Source organism: Salinispora pacifica CNR114 (assembly GCF_000514775.1).
Lineage (GTDB): Bacteria > Actinomycetota > Actinomycetes > Mycobacteriales > Micromonosporaceae > Micromonospora > Micromonospora pacifica.
Genome location: NZ_AZWO01000014.1, coordinates 63,289 through 83,489 on the forward strand (window position 1 = coordinate 63,289; position 20,201 = coordinate 83,489).

Consider the following 20,201-nt stretch of genomic DNA (forward strand, 5'->3'; position numbering starts at 1 on the left):
GTCTCATGCGTCGATCGCCTCGCGGTCGACCCGGTCGGCGGAGGCGATCAGCCAGTTCCGACGGGGCTCCACCTTCTCCCCCATCAGTAGTTCCAGGACCCGCTCGGCTTCCTCGGCGTCCTCCAGCGTGATCCGGCGGACCGCCCGTCCGGCCGGGTTCATCGTGGTCTCCCACAACTCGTCGGCGTCCATCTCGCCCAGACCCTTGAACCGCGGGATCGGGGTGACGATCTGCTTACCCGCCTGCTCCAGTCGCCGGACGGTCGCCTCCATCTCCTCCTGGGTGTAGGTGTAGATGGTCTGCGGCCGACGCCCCCTTGTAGTGATCTTGTGCAGGGGCGGCATCGCCGCGTACAGCCGGCCGGCCTCGATCAGCGGTCGCATGTACCGGGCGAAGAGCGTGATCAGCAGCGTCCTGATGTGCGCGCCGTCCACGTCGGCGTCGGCCATGATCAGAACCCGGCCGTACCGCACGGCGGAGAGGTCGAAGGTGCGCCCCGACCCGGCCCCCAGCACCTGCACGATCGCGGCGCACTCGGCGTTGTCCAGCACCTGCTGGAGGTTCGCCTTCTGCACGTTGAGGATCTTGCCGCGGATCGGTAACAACGCCTGGTACTCGGACGAGCGGGCCAGCCGCGCCGTGCCGAGGGCGCTGTCCCCCTCGACGATGAACATCTCGCTGCGCTCCACCCCGGTGGACCGGCAGTCGACCAGCTTCGCCGGCATCGACGCGCCCTCCAGGGCGGTCTTGCGCCGCGCCGCCTCCTTCTGCTGCTTCTGGGTGAGTCGAACCCGGGCGGCGTCGGCGATCTTCTGAAGGACCGTCCGTGCCTCGGTCTTGGTCTTGCGCTCCTCCAGCCAGGCCTTGAGGTGCTGCTCGACGAGGCGCTGGAGAACCTTGGTGATACCGGCGGTGGAGAGCTCATCCTTGGTCTGGGAGGTGAACTGCGGCTCCGGGATGCGCACGTGCACGACCGCGGTCAGCCCCTCGAGGATGTCGTCCAGCGTGGGCGGATCCTCCTTGGCCTTGAGCAGGCCACGGGTGTTTCGGATGGCCTCGGCGAGGGTCCGCGTCAGGGCCCGCTCGAAGCCCTTGCGGTGGGTGCCGCCGTGCGCGTTGCGGATGGTGTTGGTGAAGCACTCCACGGTCCGCTCGTAACCGGTGCCCCAGCGGAAGGCCACCTCCACCTCGGCGCGACGCGGCACATTGGCCTGCATCACGCCGTTGGCGTCGGCGGCGTTCTCCCGGTACGACCCTTCGCCGCGGACCAGCAGGGTGCCGGAGACCGGGCGGTCGCCGGCCGGGGCGAGGAAGTCCACCATGTCGGTCAGACCGTTGGGGTAGTGGAACCGCTCCTCCACCGGCTCCGCGCCGGTGTGGTCCCGCAGCAGGTAGCTGACCCCGGGGACCAGGAAGGCGGTGTTGCGCAGCTTCATCCGTACGGCGTCGGCGTCCAGCGTGGCGCCGACCTCGAAGTAGCGTGGGTCGTACCAGTAGCGGATCGAGGTGCCGGTGCGCTGCTGACGTTTCGCCGCACCGATCACCTGCAGGCCCGGGCCGGCGGTGAAGGGCGCCTGCGGCCCGTCGCCGTCGAACGCGCCTGGAGCCCCGTGCCGGAACGACATCGTGTGGATCTTGCCGCCACGACGGACCGTCACGTCGAACCGCCGGGAGAGGGCGTTGACCGCCGAGGCGCCGACGCCATGTAGGCCACCGGAGGTCTTGTAGCCGGAGCCGCCGAACTTGCCACCGGCGTGCAGCCGGGTGAGGACCAGCTCGACCCCCGATATTCCGGACTTCGCGTGCACGTCGGTGGGGATACCGCGACCGTCGTCGTCGACCTGCACCGATCCGTCGGCGTGCAGTGTCACCTCGATGGAGGTCGCGTGACCGGCGACCCCCTCATCGGTGGAGTTGTCGAGGATCTCGTTGACGAGGTGACCCACGCCACGGCTGTCCGTCGAGCCGATGTACATTCCCGGACGCTTACGGACAGCGTCCAGTCCCTCGAGATGCGTGAGGTCGTCGGCCTCATACAGGGTCTCAGGCTCTGCGGTCAACTGGTCGTACTCCCAGGTCTCGGCGGGTATGGTGCCACGCACAGCAGGTGTTGGCCGGTGCGGCACGCCGCAGCGAGCCTAGCCGTAGGCCCCGACGGGCCCCGCTGGGCCCGTTCGCCCGACCACAACCGGAGTAACGGGCCGGGGCTGCCCGGCGATTCCGGCCGTGACCCAGGCGACAGGCGTCCCCGAGTGCTGCGACGCCGGAACCACACATCCGTGGGCCCGAGCCGGGCCGGTATCCCACCCGGGCGGCCGGGCGCGTCCGGTGGCCTCCCGTCGGGAGCGGCCCGACCCAGCAGGGCACCCCACCTCGCCACGGGGACGCCGAGGATTTTTCACCACAAAACCTTCCGCCGTGAGATTAGTTACTAGTGAGTATTGACACTTGCGATCGCCGGGTGTTCTGATCCTTCCACGATGATCTTATATGCCTCGATGGGGGGGATGATCACATGTCCAGATTGGGTCGTACCGTCTTGGCGGCGGGCATCGCCGTCGCCACGACCACATTCTCTGCGACGGTCATATCGCCGGCTCTGGCCGAGACACCGCCCACCGCTCCGGCCGGAGCGCCACCCACCGCCGCGGTAGCGCTCGGCGACAGCTTCATCAGCGGAGAGGGCGCCGGGGCGTACGCTCCCGTGGTCGATATCGACGGGGAGACCAGCACCTTCCCCGGATGGTCCGCATCGAACAGCGCGGCCTACTTCTGCCACCGCTCGACGAACGCCTCACTCCACCAAGCTAGCCTGCCCGGCATCGAGGACCGCTTCAACCTCGCCTGCTCCGGCGGACAGCCGGCCGACATCGCCAACGCCTCCGCCGACCGGGCGAACGGACGCCAGGTCGCCGCCCAGCTCGACCAGCTCCGCGCGGTGGCCCAAACCCACGACATCGACCTGGTCCTCATCGGGGTCGGTTCGAACAACAGCTCGTTCACCTTTGGGGAGGTGGCCGAGAAGTGCGCGAACCGGTTCATCGCCGACGCCTGGACCGGCTGGTGGGAATTCTGGGCACATCCCTGGGCGGTGGAACAGGATCCCTGCTCGGACGCCGACCTGGCGACCGACGCCGAGCTCGCCGCGGCGACCGCGGAGACCAGTGCCGCGGTGCGGCAGGTCCTCAGCACGCTCGCCGAGGTGGACGCCGACGGCGAACACCGGGTCGTCCTCCAGGACTACACGAACCCGTTGCCGGAGGAACTGGCCCAGGCCTACTGGACCGAGGACAACCGCGACGACACGCGGGACAAGTTCCGCGACCTCGGCCGCGAACGGTACGCGGCCGGGTGCCCGATCCACCGCGCCAGCCTCGCCCCCGGCCACCGTTTCTCGCAGGGGTTGGGCACCATGGTGAGCCAGGTCCACACCGATGCCACCAGTGAGTTCCCCAACGCCGACGTGGTCCTGCTCAACGTGCAGCAGGCCTTCGACGGGGCCCGGCTCTGCGAGACGACGGATGGTCCGCAGCACGCCCTCGCCACCGCCATCCGCCTGATGGATGGACCCAGCGGCACCTACGTCACCAGCCTCGCCGGGGCGGACAAGCTCGACATCAGCCGGATCGCCAACACCTGCGTGGATCACTTCCAGACGTGTCAGGAATCGTGGCACCCGAACGCCGCCGGCCACCTGGTGCTCGGGCAGTGCCTGACCGGCGCCGCGTCCACGACTTCCCGTGAGGTCTCCTGTGTCCGCTCTCCAAACGGCACGATCACGGTGAGCTGACCCCCCACCACATCCCGACGCCTCGCGGATCCGCGCACCGAACGGATCCGCGAGGCGTCCGTGTTACCGGTGCGCCGACGACCCAAACCAGATCGACGTGACGACAGTCACCGATTGGTTACCTGCCAGTAGATCAACCCCGTAGATTGGGCTGGTGAATGCGGATTACCAGCAAGAATTCGTCGAGGTTGACGGAGCCCGCCTCGGTCTGCAGATCTATCCGGAGCCGGCGGAGACCGCCGACGCCCCGCTGGTACTGATCTCCCCCGCCATGGGCGTACCCGCCCGGTACTACCGACCGTTCGCCACCGCGCTCCGCGCCGCCGGGCTCGCCGTCGCCGTCGCCGACCTTCGCGGCACCGGAGCGAGCACACCCCGCCCAAGCCGCCGCTGCCGCTACGGGTACGCGGAGCTGGCCGCCGATGTCGGCGCGACGCTTTCGGCGTTGCAGGAACATCGAAACGGCCGGCGCACCCTTCTACTCGGACACTCGCTGGGTGGTCAGACGGCGCTGCTACACCTGGCGCTGACCCCCGGGCACGATGTGGATGGTCTGGCCCTGGTCGCCGTCGGGCTCCCCTGGTGGCGCAGCTATCCGCCCGGACCGCGGGGCTACGGCGTCCTCCCGTTCTCCCAGACGATCGCGGTCGCCACCCGACTGCTCGGGGTCTGGCCCGGCTGGGGCTTCGGCGGTCGGCTGGCGCGCGGGGTGGTCCGGGACTGGGCCTACACCGCCCGCACCGGGCGCTTCCCCCGACTGGACGGAGTGGATGCCGAGGCGGCGCTCCGCGACCTCCGCACGCCGGTGCTGGCGGTCAGCGTGGACAACGACCAGTACACCCCACACGAGACCCTCGACCACCTCTGCGCCAAACTCACCAACGCTCCCATCACCCGTGAGCGCCACCGGGCCGAGCCGGGTGGCGGCCGGCTCGACCACTTCAGCTGGACGCGCACCGCAGCGACCCCGCTGGCCACCCGGATCGCCCAGTTCGCGACCCAGGGGTAGCCCGAGAAGAGGTCTGGCGCGGCAGCGAGGGGACAGACTCACCCCGGCTCGGGTGCGGCGAGTCCCCCGAGCCGGGCGGACCGAGGGCCATCGACCCCCTTCCCTCCGGCCTGCTCACCCGGTAGAAACGGGGTCAACCCCCACCCGTCCAGGCCGTGCCTCCGCAACATCGAGAGAGCGCTCTCTTCGCACCACGTGACGAGAGGACGAACGCATGCCCCTTCCCCACCCACGACGACGCGTACGCCGAGCCCTCGGGCTCAGCCTCGTGCTGATGGTCGCCGTCACCCCGGGTGCGGCTCCATCGCGTGATGACCGTATACCTGAACGCCGGCTCGATCGACCACGTGGTCAACGGGGTCGGCGCGGCGGCCGACACCACCCGCGTCGGTGAGCCGGTCCATCTCGCCGAATACCCGGTCGGCTGATCCCTCGCCGCTGACCGCCGGTCGCGGGTCGCGCTGCGCCGACCAGGGCACCGCGACCCGCGCCAGCCACGACAGAGTGATGCACCAGCGGTGCTATCATCGCTACATGGCGATTGATTCCTCTTCCGGGCTCGCACCGGCCGTCGCGCTGTTCCGGTCCCTCGCCGACCCGGCCCGGCTGGCCATCCTGCACCGACTCACCCACGGTGAGGCCCGGGTGGTGGACCTGACCCGCGAGCTGCAACTGGCGCAGTCGACCGTCTCCAAACACCTCTCCTGTCTGCGGGACTGCCATCTGATCGACTTCCGGGTCGAGGGTCGCCAGTCGTTCTACGCGCTGGCCCGGCCAGAGCTGCCCGCCCTGCTGCGTTCGGCGGAACAGCTCCTCGCCGCCACCGGCGAAGCAGTCGCCCTCTGCCCGACATACGGCTCGTCCACGGATCGAGAAGAGCACGCGTGACCACCTCCACCCTGACCCCCCAGCGGCGTGCGCTCCTGTCCCGCCGCAGCCTCTGGCTGGCCTACGCCACCGCCGGCTACAACCTGCTGGAGGGCCTGGTCGCGATCGCCGCCGGCGCGGCGGCCTCCTCCACCGCGCTGATCGGCTTCGGCCTCGACTCGTTCGTCGAGGTGTCCAGCGCGGCCGTGGTGATCTGGCAGTTCCGCTCCCGGGTGCCGGAGGAGCGGGAACGGCTGGCACTACGACTGATCGGTGTCTCGTTCTTCGCCCTGGCCGCCTGGATCACCGTCGACGCCGGGCGCGCGCTCCTCGGCGACGGAGACGCCAGCCCCAGCCCGGTCGGCATCGGCCTCGCCGTCGCCTCGCTGATCATCATGCCCCTGCTGGTCCGCGCCAAGCGGCGTACCGGCCGGGAACTCGGCTCGGCCACCGTCATGGCCGACTCCACCCAGACCGCGCTCTGCACGTACCTCTCCGCGGTGCTCCTCGTGGGCCTGCTTCTCAACGCCGGGCTCGGCTGGTCCTGGGCAGACCCCATCGCCGCGCTCGCCATCGCGGCCGTCGCGGTGCGGGAGGGAATCGCGGCGTGGCGGGGTGATCAGTGCGACGACTGCGCGCCGCCCACCCACGCCGCCACCGCCGCCACCACCACCGCTGACCCGGCGCCGAGCTGCACCGACGGGTGCCCATCCGACGCGGCCGCACCCCGTTCGTAGCCGCTCTCCGGCGGTGCGCGTGCTCGGCAGGCCAGGAACGAGCGGCCGCCGGGCCGCAGCTACCGGCGAGCCCCGCCCAGCTCGGGCCGGCCCGGCGCATCCTGCGGGGCGCTCAGGATTCGTGCGGTCAGGGCAGGCAGCACCTGTGCCAGGTGAGATGGTTGCGGGGGTCTGGTCACCAGCGAGAGCCTGACCTTCCCGGGTACCGGGGAGGTCAGCAGGCGGTCGGTGGGGTCGTCCCACCAGCGGGCCGCAAGGTCGGGAACCACGGCCGGGACCTTGCGGTGTCGGGCGATACGCAGGGTGGCCTCGATCGTGGGGCCCGGCTGCGGGAGCGCTCCGAGCGCGGACAATCCTGCGTGCAGGTGCTCGCCAGTCAGATCTATCGAGGAGTACAGCACCTCCCTTCCCGCCAACGCCTTCTTGCCGGCAGCCAGGGGTGCGGTGGCGGCGGGCAGGACCAGGACCAGCGGGGAGGCCCCGAGCCCGGTGATCTGGAGGCCGTGAGGCAGGACGGCCTGGTCTGTGATCGTGACGATCGCCCCGTCCAGCAGGCCCTGGTGGACCCGGCCGATCAGGGTGGGGCCGTGCTCGACTTCGGCCTGGAGCGTCACGCCGGCGAGTTCGATCTGAGCGGCGGTGAACACGATCGGGGCCAGCGCCTGGATCGTGCCCAGGCTCAACGACGGGGCCTGCGTTGCGGCGGCGATCTGGGCTGGGAGGGCGTCGAGGTCGGCCAGCAGGCGTGCGGCCTGCCGGGCTAGCTCCCGCCCGGCTGGGGTCGGGCGGGCCCCGGTCGTGTCCCGCTCGAACAATCTGATCCCCAGGCGGCGTTCCAGCGCGGCCAGTCGGCGCGAGGCCGAGGGCTGGGTGGTCAGCAGTTCCTTGGCCGCGGCTCCGACCGACCCGTGCCGGGACACGGCCTCGACCAACGCCAGGTCCTCCGCCTTCAGGCTGGGTCTCATGCCCCCAGCGTATGAGCCAGCTACCCGAAGAGAGCTCTACCCGGTCGGCGGAGGGGGGCCGAGGATCGGTGCGTGCGGAGAGGACTGCTGCTACTAACCGTGATTACGTTCGTGACCTGGGTCGGGGCGAGGATGACGGCCGTCGCCCTACCCCTGGTCGCACTGGAGGAGACCGGGCAGGCCAGGACCACCGGGCTGGTCGGCGGGATGGCCGGGCTGCCCCTGCTGACGGTGGGCTGGTGGGGCAAGGGGCTGCGGGACCGCCTCACCGGTGGGCGCACCCTGGCGGTAGTGGCAGGCGTGAACGCCGCCGGGCTCGCCATCGTCCCCGTAGCCTCCCTGGTGGGTCAGGTCGGGGCGGTCGTGCTGTGCGCCTCGGGCCTGGGGACCGGAATCGCGGGCGCGCTGCTCGGCCCGGCCGAACGGTCCCTGGTCTCCGACCTCGCCGACGAACACGTCGCCCGTGGGGGCAGGACCGGGCCAGCGAAGTGGTTGGCCTGGCAGGACCTCGCCCACCGGGTCTCAATGATCTTCGCCCCACCCGCCGGAGCCTGGGCCGTGACCACGTTGGGCGCGAGCTCCCTGCTGTGGTGCCAGACCGCCGTGGTCGCCCTGGCCGCGATCGCCTTCCTGGCCGTCCCCGCCCGCAGCGCGATACCGCACGAAGGCCAGCGCGGCGGTCCGGGAGCAGCCACGCCGGGACGGCCGGTCTCTGCTCTGGCAGTGCTACGTTCCCACCCGCAGATCGCGTCCGGCGCGCTCATGGCTGGGGTCGGCGGGATGTGCTGGTTCGGGTTCAGCCTGGGCCTGGCCGTACTCGGGGTCGAGCACGACCGGCCCGGCGCACTCGTCGCCGCGGGCATGAGCGGGTACGGCGCCGCATCCGTGGCCGCCTCCCTGCTGGTGCCGGTGGTCATCGACCGCCTGCCGCGTATGACCGCGATGCTGCTCTCCTGGGTCGTGCTCGGGGCCGTGTTCGTCGCCCTGCCGCTGGTGGCACCGAGCCTGACCGGTATCGCCGCCGTGGCCGCAGTGGGCGGCGCCGCGATGCCGTGGGGGATCGCCGCCCTGAACGCTCTGATCAGCGAGCAGACCGACGGCCCCGAACGCCGGGCGGCGTTCACCGCAGAGACAGTCCTGCACTCCGGAGGCATCTCCCTGGGGCTGCTGGCTGGTGGAGCCCTGATCGGCTGGGCGGGATCCGAGGCCGTACTCCTGGCCACCGGGCTCCTCCAGATCGCCGCCGCAGTCGGCGCGGCCGGATGGGCCTGGAGACCCCTCACCAGCAAGCCGCCGAAAGCGGATGCCCGCACGGCCGTCTGCTGACCTTCAGGTGGCAAGTTGTAACGACCTCACCGATGAGCAGCGGGCCAGGTCCACTCTGGTGCCTGTGTCGACGGCGGGCGGACAGTGGCGGGAACACCGACAGGTCACGACGGGGATGCGTGGTAGCTGCGCGCCCGGATCCACCTGGCCGCAGACGCCCGCGACCCGCCAGCGGTGATCCTCCTGGCCCCTGGCCGGGCCAAGGCCACTGCCCTCGACCGGGGGCTCCTAAGCCCGGACCGGCTATCTCCACCGCTGAGCACACCTGAACTGGCTGCGCGGCGCCAGGACCTGGGTCACCACGAGCAACTAAAGCCCTGCATGGGCTGCATGCCTCGGCCGATACCTGGGTCCAGATCACCGCGATCGCCGAAGCTCTCGGCCAGGGACGACCACACAACCTCACCGTTGACGGCCGCCACACGTACTATGTGCTAGCCGGCAACACCCCGGTCCTCGTTCACAACTGCGGTAATGATCAAGGGGTCTATATCTTCCAGGATAAGAAGGCGGGGTTGCCGTACGTTGGTCAAGCTGCCAGTTTCCAGGATCGGCTAGGCAAGCATGCCCGAAGGGGTCGGCGGGATCCTGATGGGCATGTTATTTGTATCCATGTATGCGGTTCTCAGGCGAAACGTGAGGCTGTTGAGGCAGATGTGATTGAGCTGCTGGGCGGAAAGGAGAGGTTGGCTAACGAGAAAAATTCGCCCGGATTGAAACGAAGGTTTCCTTGAGGATTGCGATGACCTTTCAAGAGTTCTGGCGTCTCATTGCCTTGATCGGCGGATATCCAGTCGCCGACGAGCGCGAACCCTTTAGGGCGCTGGAAGAGGAGTTGGCTGGCAGGGAGATGGAGGAAATAACTTCCTTCGAAGATCTTCTTGCCAGTGCTCTCTTTCGTTTAGATCGTAGAACTTATGCTGATCTTCCGACCATAGACACCGGCAGAAGTCAATCAAGCGATTCGTTCCTCTATAATCGTTGTGCGGTGGTGGTTGCAGGTGAGGTGGCCTATGAGTCGGTCTTGGCCGGTTCTCGGTCCTTTCAAGACTACACTCACTCCTGCCTCCCAAGCTCGGAGCGGATCCTTTACGTCGCTCAAAGGGCGCACGAGAGAAAGACGGGAACTCCTTGGGAGTATGTTTCTGCGGTTGATTACGAGACGGGGTCTAATGAGTCTGAGTGGTAGTTGTCGAATGGTGTGTCGTTCCTGCTTTCCCAAGAATTGCTAGCACGAACCGAACTGGTCGACGCAGAGTATCGCCGCTATCGCTTTCATGCGGGGCCTCCTACCCTTTCGGCGTGCGGCGACGTGCGCTGGCATATGTTGGTGGCGGAAGCTACACAGGGAGCTGGGTAGACATGAGCGACGGCTCCACGCAGGTCAAGAGCTTTATGGTGGGCCTGGTCCATGGATCCGTGAGCCGAGAAGAAGCCGCAAACTGGGCCATGGCACGGCTCAAAGATGAATCAGCGGACTACTCCTCCGACGCAAACCTTTGGGCGGCACTCGACCGGTTGGCTGGCGCCGACCTCCAGCAGGGACCGGGGATGTATCTCCATGGCGAGGAGGATTTCCGCTCCTGGCTGGCCGACTTCGATGGCTAGTCGACGAGCGGGAGCAGATTCGCGTACGAGTGGCGACAGCATAAGGGCACATCGAGAACGGAGTTACGGCGGCGAACATATACAACGCGATGCCCTGCCGTCGGCTGCCCTTGGCGTCCGAAGCGAATGCGCAGCGTGACGGCCGTCTGTACAGGTTCGTGGTGGTCCGCCTGCGTTGCCGTCACGGTTGCCGTCAGCATCGCAGCACGAATCTAATTCGTCTCGATTAATTGCGGCGGGGTCGTGGCTGGACATGGGTGCTCGGTGGCGTGCCGCGTAGCGGTGCGGCGTCGATCCCCGGAACCACTTGCCGTGGGTGATCGGCGAAGGGATCGTCACGGCCTCGACCGGTAGGTTGACCTTGCTCTTGGTTGGCGGCACGGCCTTGGTAGGCGTGCGCGCGGAGCCGGAACGGCTGTAGCGCGTGCGCGGCCCGGCGTCAGCCGGGCCGTCTTGATTCTGTAAAGCAGTTTTGAGCCAGCCGGATCTTGGTCGACATCGAAGCCATGAACCACGCCCTACACCCCGACGACACCGACCCGGACGACGACACCCCACTCACCGGCAACTGAGGCCCACCCGTCAGCGGCGCTCCGACCTGACCCAGCACGGTCTTGGTTGGGGTGTCGCTACTCGTTGTGTAGTGCGGCCGAGCGTTGCCAGGCGAGGAACCGTGTGTGGAGTACTCCTGATGGGGTGTGGGGTAGGTCTTCGGATGCTTGGACCAGGTATGCCGACAGGTGCAGTATCAGCGACACCCGGGCACCGGTGAACTCCGCCACGAGCTGCCGTTTCCGGGTCCGGCACGGCCACGGCACCCCGCATCCCGCACAGACCCACTGCGGCCGTATCGGCTGATGCATCGACAACAACCCCACCACCCTCCCGGATCGTTGGAAGAGGGAAGAGGCCACCACGCAGCCCGCGACCGGGCCGCTCCCCGTCTCCGGCGGCAGCCCCTTCCCCCTGGCGCCCACCAGCCCGGCGAAAGTGCCGCAAGCGAACCGGCGAGGCCCTTGCCGCCGAACCTACGAACCAACCCCGGGACACCCCAACGTCCCGACAGACACCATGCTGGACACTTCCACGACCCTGGTGCGTCCCGTCGTGTCCACTACCGTGGGACGGTATGAGTCACCGCCTCCGCGCGGCCATGCTCCGCGCCCACCTCAACCCCGCCGCCCTCGCCGAAGCCGTCGGTGTCGACGTCAAAACCGTCACCCGGTGGCTCACCGGCCGGATCCCGCACCAGCGCACCCGCCTGGCCGTCGCCGACGCCCTCGGTGAAACCGAAGCCGACCTGTGGCCGCAGACCCGGCCCGACCAGGCGCCCGGTGCGGAAGCCACCGCCGAGGTCGTCGCCGCCTACGCCCGCCGCGCCGACATCGGCCACCACGTCTGGGCGGATCTACTCACCGGCGCCACCACCCGCATCGACCTGCTCGGCTACGCCTACCCATTCCTCCTAGAGTTGCTCCCCCACACCATGCAACTCATCACCGACAAAGCCACCAACGGCGCCCAGGTTCGGCTCGCGTTCGCCGACCCCGACTGCCCACACGTCACCGAACGCGACAACCTGGAACAGATGGGCGGCACCCTCCCCGGCCGCATCCGCAACGCCCTCAACTTCTGCGAACCCCTCCACCAGGTGCCCGGCGTCCACATCGGCCTGCACACCGTGCACCTGTACAACTCGGTGTTCCGCTTCGACCACCAAATGATCGTCACCCCACACCTGTACCGCGCCCGCGGCTACCAACACCCCGCCCTACACCTACGCGAACTCTCCCCGCACGGCATCTTCGCCGCCCACGCCGACCAATTCGAACAGATCTGGCAAACCACCACCCCCTACCCCACGCACACCCCGTGACCGGCCGCCGCGACCACTACCACGACCCCCACGCCCCCACCCCGAACAGCCTCATCCCCGGCGCCGCCGCCATCATCACCGACCCACACGGCCGCATCCTGCTGCAACGACGCACCGACTCCGGCAACTGGTCCCTCCCCGGCGGCACCATGAACATCGGCGAAACCCTCCAACAATGCGCCATCCGCGAGGTCAAAGAAGAAACCGGCCTCGACATCGCCATCACCGGCCTCCTCGGCATCTACACCGACCCCGCACACGTCATCGCCTACCCCGACGGCGAGGTGCGGCAGGAGTTCACCATCACCTACCTCGCCCGAGCCACCGGCGGCACACTCACCGCCAGCGACGAATCCACCGACCTCCGCTACATCCACCCCACCGAGTTCGACCACATCCCCATCCACGACACCGTCCGACTCCGACTCCACCACCACGCCGAGCACCGCGACATCCCCTACCTTGGATAAGGTCGGCCATCGATGCCAAGGTCGCTGAAGGGCGAGGACGTCTCCCCGGGTTGCCGTCACCGTCGCCGTCAACACCGATAAGTTTCGATGTTGTGCGTTGGCGCTACGCACGAAAGGCCGGGTGAAACGCCATGAACACGTAAGTCACACTACGTGACGGGCTGAAAATCCCACACGTACTATGTGCTAGCCGGCAACACCCCTGTACTCGTACATAACACTGGGTGGGGTACGGGCGCGAAGCGTGGCCCGAAGCCTGCGGGAACAGGGCCACACAACCTAAATCGAGGCGGTCGGACGGTCGGTTACCGATGGTGAGACATTGCAGGTGGGGTGCACTTCCGGAACAGCGATTGCTACACCCGGCGGATTTAAGGGATCGCGCCGCCCGGATATTCTTATCCGTCGCCCCGATGGCTCGATCTATGAAATCAACGTTGGCAAGCAGGCGGCAAGCGGAGCTCCTATTAAGCGAGAGGCACAAGCTATTTCCGACCTTGAAGGAGCTGGAATCGAGATGCACTTTGTGCCCTACAATTGAGGCGTGATGACGAAGATCTCCATTCAGTTCCATGCTGGTCGGGATGAGATTGCTACGTGGGTAGCCGGTTGGGCTCAAGAGTTTGGACTGGCGGTTGCTGTCGAGTCATTTTTCCCCAAGTACAGTGCGCGTTTGTGCAGCATAGACGGTCTTGCTGCCGAACTTGACGGTTTATCCGACACCAGTCGAGTTTCTCTCGGCCTGATGCCAATGGATCTTTCAGCTGCGTCGGCACTCGACTTTATGCGAACGAACCCGAACGTGCTTACGGTGTCTCTCGGAATGCAGTCGCAAGCTGAGCTTCGCGAGGCCACGCTAAGTGCAATGACAGATGATAGTGAAAGCATCAGAATATGGCAGGCGATACGGGTTAGGCTTAAAGGGTCGCTGCTCAGCGGCTCTACCGTCGTTAACCCCACTTTCGGGGCAGGGCAGCGTACAAAGGGACACTACTATTCCGCTGGTGCCCGGGAGCTGGCTAAGCGCGGAGTTCGTCTGCTAGCTCCTGCGGGTTGGAATGAGTACCGACTGGACGATTGAGTCTCCAGAACATGCACGCCGCGAACTGGTGCGCCGGTTCATTGGATGCCAGGATTACGCTGTGTAGTCGATGGGTGTCCGCGGCCGCTGGCGTCTGGTGACGTTGCCGTCATCGTTGCCGTCAGCCGGACGCCTCATCCAACCGTATAGCTGGCGTGTCGGGGTCGCGTCCCATTCCGGGGTCGCTGTGGAGGCTGGTTGGGGAGTTTCGTCTCGCCTACGCTCGGTTGGGCCATCGGGGCCGTGAGTAGATGGCGCGGCGTTGGTGGCGTGCGCGCGGGGCCGTAGGCATGTAGCGCGTGCGCGCGGCCCGGCGTCACCTACAGCCGGGCCGTTCTTGATTTAGTGAAGCAGTTTTGGACCAAACCCCACTTCGTGCGTCGCCTACTACTGGTTGCTTCTGGACAAGCTTCGGTCGTCTTGGCTGCTCTGGGTGGCGCGGTGGCGGGTTGGGCACCGTCAGGTGCCCACCCGGCGGCGTCGGCGTCGGCGGGACCACGCAGTGGGCTCCGGGTCAAGGGGCGCCCGTAGGACGGTCGCAGGCGGCGCGTAGCGCCCCTTGAGGCCGGAGGGGTGACCCTCATATGCTCGCGCCGCCCATACGTCGTCGTTTGCGGCTGGACCGGCTGTCTAAGACGAGGGTGTCGAGGACGCCAACTGGGACGCTCCTGGCGCCTTCGGCCTGCCGTGGCGTGCGCTGGTGTCCGTGTTGCCGTCAACCAGGTCCTGCACCGAGGGCCGACACGGTTGAGGTCGATGAAAGTCCAGGTCAACGACATGCCACCGTGGGTCACTCTCCGCGCTGGCCGCGAGAATTCCACACGTACTATGTGCTAGTCGGCAACACGCCGGTCCTCGTACACAATACGGGGGGGGGAGACGACAGCTGGAATCCCGCCTGGGGTCCTAAACCGGACTGGAACCCGGAGACGCGGATGACGATGGATATCGTACCCCCCGCGGAAATCAAGCTCAAAATAAATCGTTCGATGATGCGATTCATGAGGCTGAGAGGAGATCGGCAGGACCCTTTCGCCAGCTGAGAGGCGATCGGTGCACGAAGCGATCACTAAGCAGGGATACGGCTATCACCAAATTGTTGACGAGGCCGTGGGACGTTTTAGGAGGGGGGCGTACTGAATGTCGGAAGCCGCCGAACTGATCCGATCGATGATCGGCCTTGGCCTGTCAGGCATTGGCAGGGCCCTAAATATGGGAGTGTTCTCCTTCGGGGCTGACGTGGCCTGGGTTGAATCAGATACGGGGGCCTCTCCTACGGGAAGTGAGTACGCAATCCATGCACAATGTCCTTTTAGGCTGACGAGAGGGGGTCGTATTTTGGTTGGATCCAATGACGTCCTGCCTTCCCGTGAGGTCATGACCGATTCCATCGGTCGCGATCCCGAAAAGGAATCCGTAACCGCCTTCGACGTTGTCGCTGATCGTATTGTCAAAGCAACCCGGTCATCCCCGCTCGTCGTCCGTGATGTAAGAATCACAAAGTCGGGTGATCTGCGTGTAGACCTATCGGATCGGGTCGCGATAGAGGCATTTCCGGCTAGCGGCAGCCCATCTGAGGCGTGGCGGCTCTTCAGGCGAGGGGAAGAACATTTGGTGTTTCCCTCGGACTTCGATGTGTAGTAGGTTAGCTCGCAGTTATCGAAAATGCGCCTGATGGAGTAGCCGTAATGGGCGCTTGATCGGATTAGCGTGGCCGCTATGCCTGTCCCTGATGGAGGCAACGCCGAAGTTCGACGCCGTTTGCGAGGAGACGCTCCACGGTCTACAACCCTACCGTCGCCGACATCCACACGTACTATGTGCTCGCCGGCAACACCCCGGTCCTCGTCCACAACGAGGGTGGCGACAGCTTGAACCCGTGGAGCAATTCGCGGGAATGGACACAAGGTCGCGTACCTACAAGTGGCGGCCCTGAGAACGGTGTCCTCTATCGGCGAGGGGCTGGCGGCGCTATTGTCGACTGGGGTGTGTATAACGAGAGGGGGAACCTTCGGTATCGGGTAGATCTTTTCGGTGCCGCACATGGCGGTGTAGAGACTCCTCATTGGCAGCCTTATCGCGAAAACACAAATCCGAAGACCGGAAAGGTATTTGCACAGGAAACGGGTGAAGCGTTTTCGGGTGCAGGCCCAGTGGGAGAACCGCCCTGTGGTTTCTGATAAGCAATTCCTTCGGTTTTTTTGATTTGAATGGGAATCCGCCACGGATTGTGGAGTAGCGAAATGACTGATGTAGACGACCTCCTTCTGCTAGCTGAGTCGCAGTCCTGGCAGGACCGTAGTCGGGCTGGCCAGGGGCTTGTCGCTCGCATCGGGGAGCCTATGGTTGATGCAGTTGTCCTTCAGTTGGTATTGGATCCGAAGGACACCGCTGTAACCACCGCCACGGCCGACGCGCTTTTGGGTCGGGGGGATCTCGCGTCTTGGCGGATATTTGCGCGCGCATGGACGGTAGCTGCGAAAATGCCGACTGAAACAAATCATATAGATCATCTCGTCAGTTGCTTGAATGGCGCCATGTATGCCGCGAGCATGAATTCCGAGACGGCCGATACCATGATGGAGATCGTAGGACAGCTCTCCGCCGACGAAGATGAGACGGTGAAGCCCGCGGCAGAAGAGCTTCGCAATTTGGTATCCGAAGGGCTGTGATCGCAAGTATTAGGCACATAGGTAGGGACGGGAGCTTGCCTGTGTCGGTCTTCCCGATGAGATTGGTGGGGATGCTGCTACGTGACCGTCCGGAGGTTACTGTTGACGATCACTGTGCGTGACGGTGGGGTGTCGAGGTCTGCCGTGGTCTGTTCGGGTTGCCGTCACGGTTGCCGTCAAGATTTGCCTCGCATCTTTAGACGTCGATTGGTGCCCACCGGTCCGGTTGCAGGTCGGCCGTAGGTGATGGGATCTTCGGTGGCGTGCCGCGTAGCGGTTCGGCGTCGATCGCCGGTTGCTGGCCGTTGGTTGACCCGCGAAGCGATCGTCACGGCCCTGCGTCGCCGCAGATGGCCGCGTGTTGATGGGCGGTTCGGTGTTGGTGGGCGTGCACGCGGGGCCGTAGGCCTTGAGCGCGTGCGCGCGGCCCGGCTTCGGCCGGGCCGTTCTTGATTAAGTGAAGCAGTTTTGGACCAGACCTACTTCGCGAGTCGCCTTCTATTGGTTGTTTCTGGACAGGCTTCGGTCGTCTTGCTGCTCTGGGTGGCGCGGTGGCGGGTGGGGCGCCGTCAGGTGCCTGCCCGGTGTCGGCCTCTGCGGGGCCACGCAGTGCTCCGGGATCAAGGGGCGCCTGTAGAGCGGTCGCAGTCGGGCGCGTAGCGCCCTTAGGGCCAGAGGGGCGCCCCTCGTATGCTCGCGCCGCCCATACGTCGTCGTTTGCGGCTCGACCAGTTGTCTAAGAAGAGGGTGTCGAGGACGCCCAACTGGGACGCTCCTGGCACCTTCGGCCTGCCGTGGCGTGCGCTGGTGTCTGTCCGTGTTGCCGTCACTGTTGCCGTCAACCAGGTCCTGTGCCGAGGGCCGACAGGGTTGCGGTCGATGAAAGTCCAGGTCAACGACATGCCATCGTAGTCACTCTCCGTGCTGACCGTGAGAATGTCACACGTACTATGTGCTCGCCGGCAACACGTCGGTACTTGTACACAACTGTGCAGATTGGCGCCCGGATACCGGGGGGAAGCTTCCGGAGGCTTGGGGGATAGTAAGGCAAATAGAAAGGGTGTGGGTCGTCGCTGGCAGGATCCGAAGAATCAGGGCAACGGAGTTAGGATTGATCAAGGCAACCCGAACTCACCCTTCCCGAGTCAACGGGTCGACCATGTGATTGTACGAGTTGATGGCAAGGTGGTTGGACGAGATGGTAAACAGATCAACGGTTCCATCGACGATGATCCCACGAACGCGCATCGTTCAGTGAGTGGAAAAACTGGTCGTCTTGGAATCGACCATGAGTGAAATTCGATTTCCCGAGATGCGGCATGAGATAGTTCGGGCCGTGAAAGCCCTGGCAGACCCGGCGTATCAGTGGTCTGCGTGGATCCGACGCGAACTGCCTCCCGGCAAGTATGACGAGTTCACTCATCGTATACACATTCTGTACGATGATACGCAGGTACTGGAAGATCCGGACGCCGCAATCGGCGCCTACCTAAGATCTCAGAAGGAAGCCAAAGCGATGCGATGTCTGGCCCAAGCAATCGATTCGTTATTCGATGAATTGGGCACAGATCTTTCCGACGAGGAATATTTACGGGCACCGGGCTGGGCGGCGATCGTGGATGCCGCAGGTGCGGCGCTCTCAACCCTGAGGGCTAATGGTTAACGTGATTGCGTCGATGCAAGTTGGCGCTACACACGAAAGGCCAGGTGAAACGCCATGAACACGTAAGTCACACTACGTGACGGGCTGAAAACCCCACACGTACTATATGGTAGCCCATGCCACGCCTATCCTTGTACATAACTGCGGCCAGGCTGCTCTGCCTGAGTCGGGACGCGAACCACCGAACGTCGGTCCGATTCTTTCCAGAAGGCCGTGCCTGGCGAAGAGTTCAACATGGTCCTGTCTCAGGGGCAGCCGGCAAGCCGTCCCGGCGGCTTCGGCACCTTCGACGATATTCCAAATAGGCATACGCAAGGAATCAATTAGCGATCCGCAGCGACTGGAAGCCGGACGTTTCCGTGGCGCAGAGATATCGAATTCCCGGCGGTGATCCCATCAGGATTCAGGAAAGTATGGTAGGACCGCAGTATGATCCTGGTGCCGGACGTATTCTACTCGGTGGCGGTAGCCAGCTTGAAATTCTCAACTACACGGACCTCGCCAGGCTCATCCCCGTGGGTGCTCCGGTGGCGCTGTCGCCCTAAGGTGGTGGTAAATTTTGAGTTCCGAGATAGATGTTGAATGGAGCGAGGGTGGTTGCAATGTGACGTGGCGTTGCCATGGGCTCAGAGTGGAAAAGAACTTCCCTTGTCCGCCGAGTAGTGTCGCTGTTTGGTCGGAACCCCTAAGTGTTCTCGTTGTAGAGCCTATTGTTAATAGTGGACGACTAGACAATGCGATCGTATTCGAACCAAGCGGAACGGAGCGCTTGCGCCTTGCACCTCCAGCAGTAACCCCTGAATCGTCGTGGCGGCTGGGATATTACGCTGTCTTCGTTAGTAACGGTGTGCTAACAGTGGTTTTTTCAACGAGGGTGGGCGACTATTGGGGCGTGCCGGACCTCGTAACAGGTGAACTCCGGGAAGTCGTGGAGTGGCGGTAGTCCACCCTGAGCTTCGGCGTCAACATTTACTCCCACGTCCGGTTCTGAAACACCACTTCCTCGAATCCCAGCGCACGTTCAAGTCGACCAACCCGACGACGGCCACGACAACAGTTCCGATGGCTGAACCCCAGCAGCTGTCGGTGCGCCCTGCCGGGGCTACGCCTACCGGCTGGGCGGGCGGTGGTGGGCAAATCCGCCTATCAGTCGGCCGCGCCGAATGACGCTGCTGCTCGGTGGTGGCTGGGACCTAGTGTTGGCGGTTTCGATGTGACCGCAACGCGCCTACCCAATCCGGGTCGCGTCGATGATGGTGGTTGTGCGTGCCGCACGGAGGGCGGTGATCACCACGGTCGATTCGGTATAGCAATTTTGAGCCGGATATCCTGTACCATGCACGTCCACCGGTCAATCCAGCGTGTTTCGGACTGTTGATGGGCGGGTGGTGCGGTGGCAGGGCTGGCGCCGTCAGGTGCCTGCCTGGTGGTGTTGGCGGCAGGGGCTGTAGAGGTCTCTGGGTCAAGGGCCGCCCGGAGGGTGGTCGCATTAGCCCTTGAGGGCCGGTGGGGTAGCTTCGTGGCCTCGCGCCACCCGCCCTGAGCCTGCTGCTGGCGATACTCGCTGCGAACCACGCCCGTGCGTGTTTGGAAGATGGCGGGAGGGATCATGGAGAGGGATGCAAGTCTGATGGAAATGTTACGCTACCTGGATGATCCCGAATCGCCAGAAGCGCCGGCCGATTATAGCTTGACCAAGGCTGCAGCTTCATTCGACCGCTTGGCACTGCAGATTGAATCTCGCTTTTCGGTAGTGTGCAAAATTGATCGACGTATCCAGGATTCCGCCCAGCATGGGCGAATCGAAGTGCCAGCTAGGGCGACGATATGCGGGACGAGGATCGTTGTTTTGGTCAGCAAATTTAGCCCACTGGCCATGGTGGCAGCCGATAACCCCGGCGTCTTTTTGGGTACGGATGAGGCGCGCACTGAAGGTAAGTTTGATATGATTGATCTGGATAAGACTGAGCAAGCACTTGCCCGGTCGGGCTATTTGTCGATTCCGGAAGAAATTCTTACAGAGCGCTACGATGGACCGACTCTCCTGCAGTTTCACGGTTCCGGAGAGCCGAGCTGGTGGGACCGGTTCTTCGGAACTTTTTGATGGACCTAAGAGTCACCGTTGTATCGATTAGG

General features: G+C 65.1%; 17 protein-coding genes and 2 pseudogenes. 16 read left to right on the forward strand and 3 right to left on the reverse strand.

All coding sequences use genetic code 11. The features are described 5' to 3' along the window. Positions 1-3 precede the first annotated feature (3 nt). Positions 4-2,103, reverse strand: coding sequence for a DNA gyrase/topoisomerase IV subunit B (locus B118_RS0110400; RefSeq protein ID WP_027645914.1), 2,100 nt, complete (start codon positions 2,101-2,103; stop codon positions 4-6). A gap of 413 nt (positions 2,104-2,516) precedes the next feature. Between B118_RS0110400 and B118_RS0110405 the strand changes: the two genes are divergently transcribed. From B118_RS0110405 to B118_RS0110425, 4 genes are all read left to right on the forward strand, one after another. Continuing rightward, positions 2,517-3,791, forward strand: coding sequence for an SGNH/GDSL hydrolase family protein (locus tag B118_RS0110405; protein ID WP_018220351.1), 1,275 nt, complete (start codon positions 2,517-2,519; stop codon positions 3,789-3,791). 154 nt (positions 3,792-3,945) lie between these two features. Further along, entirely contained in the window at positions 3,946-4,800 is an 855-nt protein-coding gene (locus B118_RS0110410) for an alpha/beta hydrolase family protein (protein WP_028192736.1), read from the forward strand. 534 nt (positions 4,801-5,334) lie between these two features. After that, positions 5,335-5,688: an ArsR/SmtB family transcription factor gene (locus B118_RS0110420; protein ID WP_018826540.1), complete on the forward strand. Its 354-nt coding sequence runs from the start codon at positions 5,335-5,337 to the stop codon at positions 5,686-5,688. Beyond that, entirely contained in the window at positions 5,685-6,404 is a 720-nt protein-coding gene (locus B118_RS0110425; protein ID WP_028187630.1) for a cation efflux transmembrane domain-containing protein, read from the forward strand. The genes B118_RS0110420 and B118_RS0110425 overlap by 4 nt, the downstream gene beginning before the upstream one ends. 59 nt (positions 6,405-6,463) lie before the next feature. Here the strand turns inward: B118_RS0110425 and B118_RS0110430 are convergent, their stop codons facing one another. Continuing rightward, positions 6,464-7,369 (reverse strand): LysR family transcriptional regulator, encoded by a 906-nt coding sequence (locus B118_RS0110430; protein ID WP_018810243.1) that lies wholly within the window; start codon positions 7,367-7,369, stop codon positions 6,464-6,466. Between the two features lie 72 nt (positions 7,370-7,441). Here B118_RS0110430 and B118_RS0110435 point away from each other — a divergent pair, with 72 nt between their 5' ends. From B118_RS0110435 to B118_RS0110445, 4 genes and pseudogenes are all read left to right on the forward strand, one after another. Next, a complete protein-coding gene (locus B118_RS0110435; protein ID WP_028192737.1) occupies positions 7,442-8,695 on the forward strand; it encodes an MFS transporter in 1,254 nt (417 codons plus the stop codon). A gap of 389 nt (positions 8,696-9,084) precedes the next feature. After that, positions 9,085-9,429 (forward strand): annotated as a pseudogene (locus B118_RS30160) (GIY-YIG nuclease family protein); the annotation flags it as partial. Positions 9,430-9,437: 8 nt separating this feature from the next. Further along, positions 9,438-9,884: a DUF4240 domain-containing protein gene (locus B118_RS30165; protein ID WP_080678037.1), complete on the forward strand. Its 447-nt coding sequence runs from the start codon at positions 9,438-9,440 to the stop codon at positions 9,882-9,884. Positions 9,885-10,057: 173 nt separating this feature from the next. Next, a complete protein-coding gene (locus B118_RS0110445; protein ID WP_028192738.1) occupies positions 10,058-10,303 on the forward strand; it encodes a hypothetical protein in 246 nt (81 codons plus the stop codon). 629 nt (positions 10,304-10,932) lie between these two features. On the opposite strand, the gene B118_RS32765 is transcribed toward B118_RS0110445, so the two are convergent. Continuing rightward, positions 10,933-11,166, reverse strand: a complete 234-nt coding sequence (locus B118_RS32765; RefSeq protein ID WP_238323895.1) for a flavin reductase — start codon at positions 11,164-11,166, stop codon at positions 10,933-10,935. Positions 11,167-11,456: 290 nt separating this feature from the next. Here B118_RS32765 and B118_RS0110465 point away from each other — a divergent pair, with 290 nt between their 5' ends. From B118_RS0110465 to B118_RS29545, 8 genes and pseudogenes are all read left to right on the forward strand, one after another. Next, complete coding sequence (locus B118_RS0110465; RefSeq protein WP_028192740.1) at positions 11,457-12,179, forward strand: transcriptional regulator; 723 nt, start codon at positions 11,457-11,459, stop codon at positions 12,177-12,179. Further along, entirely contained in the window at positions 12,176-12,649 is a 474-nt protein-coding gene (locus tag B118_RS0110470) for an NUDIX domain-containing protein (protein ID WP_028192741.1), read from the forward strand. The genes B118_RS0110465 and B118_RS0110470 overlap by 4 nt, the downstream gene beginning before the upstream one ends. Positions 12,650-13,193: 544 nt before the next feature. Then, complete coding sequence (locus B118_RS31655) at positions 13,194-13,730, forward strand: hypothetical protein (protein ID WP_155256544.1); 537 nt, start codon at positions 13,194-13,196, stop codon at positions 13,728-13,730. Between the two features lie 1,772 nt (positions 13,731-15,502). Then, a pseudogene (locus B118_RS34050) lies at positions 15,503-15,595 on the forward strand (polymorphic toxin type 24 domain-containing protein); the annotation flags it as partial. A gap of 6 nt (positions 15,596-15,601) precedes the next feature. Continuing rightward, positions 15,602-15,910 (forward strand): polymorphic toxin type 24 domain-containing protein, encoded by a 309-nt coding sequence (locus tag B118_RS30170; protein WP_420329452.1) that lies wholly within the window; start codon positions 15,602-15,604, stop codon positions 15,908-15,910. A gap of 63 nt (positions 15,911-15,973) precedes the next feature. Then, positions 15,974-16,402 (forward strand): hypothetical protein, encoded by a 429-nt coding sequence (locus tag B118_RS31660; RefSeq protein WP_051418990.1) that lies wholly within the window; start codon positions 15,974-15,976, stop codon positions 16,400-16,402. Positions 16,403-17,660: 1,258 nt separating this feature from the next. Beyond that, on the forward strand, positions 17,661-18,065 hold the full coding sequence (locus tag B118_RS29540) for an SCO4402 family protein (RefSeq protein ID WP_238323897.1): 405 nt from the start codon (positions 17,661-17,663) through the stop codon (positions 18,063-18,065). 1,609 nt (positions 18,066-19,674) lie between these two features. Then, entirely contained in the window at positions 19,675-20,169 is a 495-nt protein-coding gene (locus B118_RS29545; RefSeq protein ID WP_050592803.1) for a hypothetical protein, read from the forward strand. Positions 20,170-20,201 lie beyond the last annotated feature (32 nt).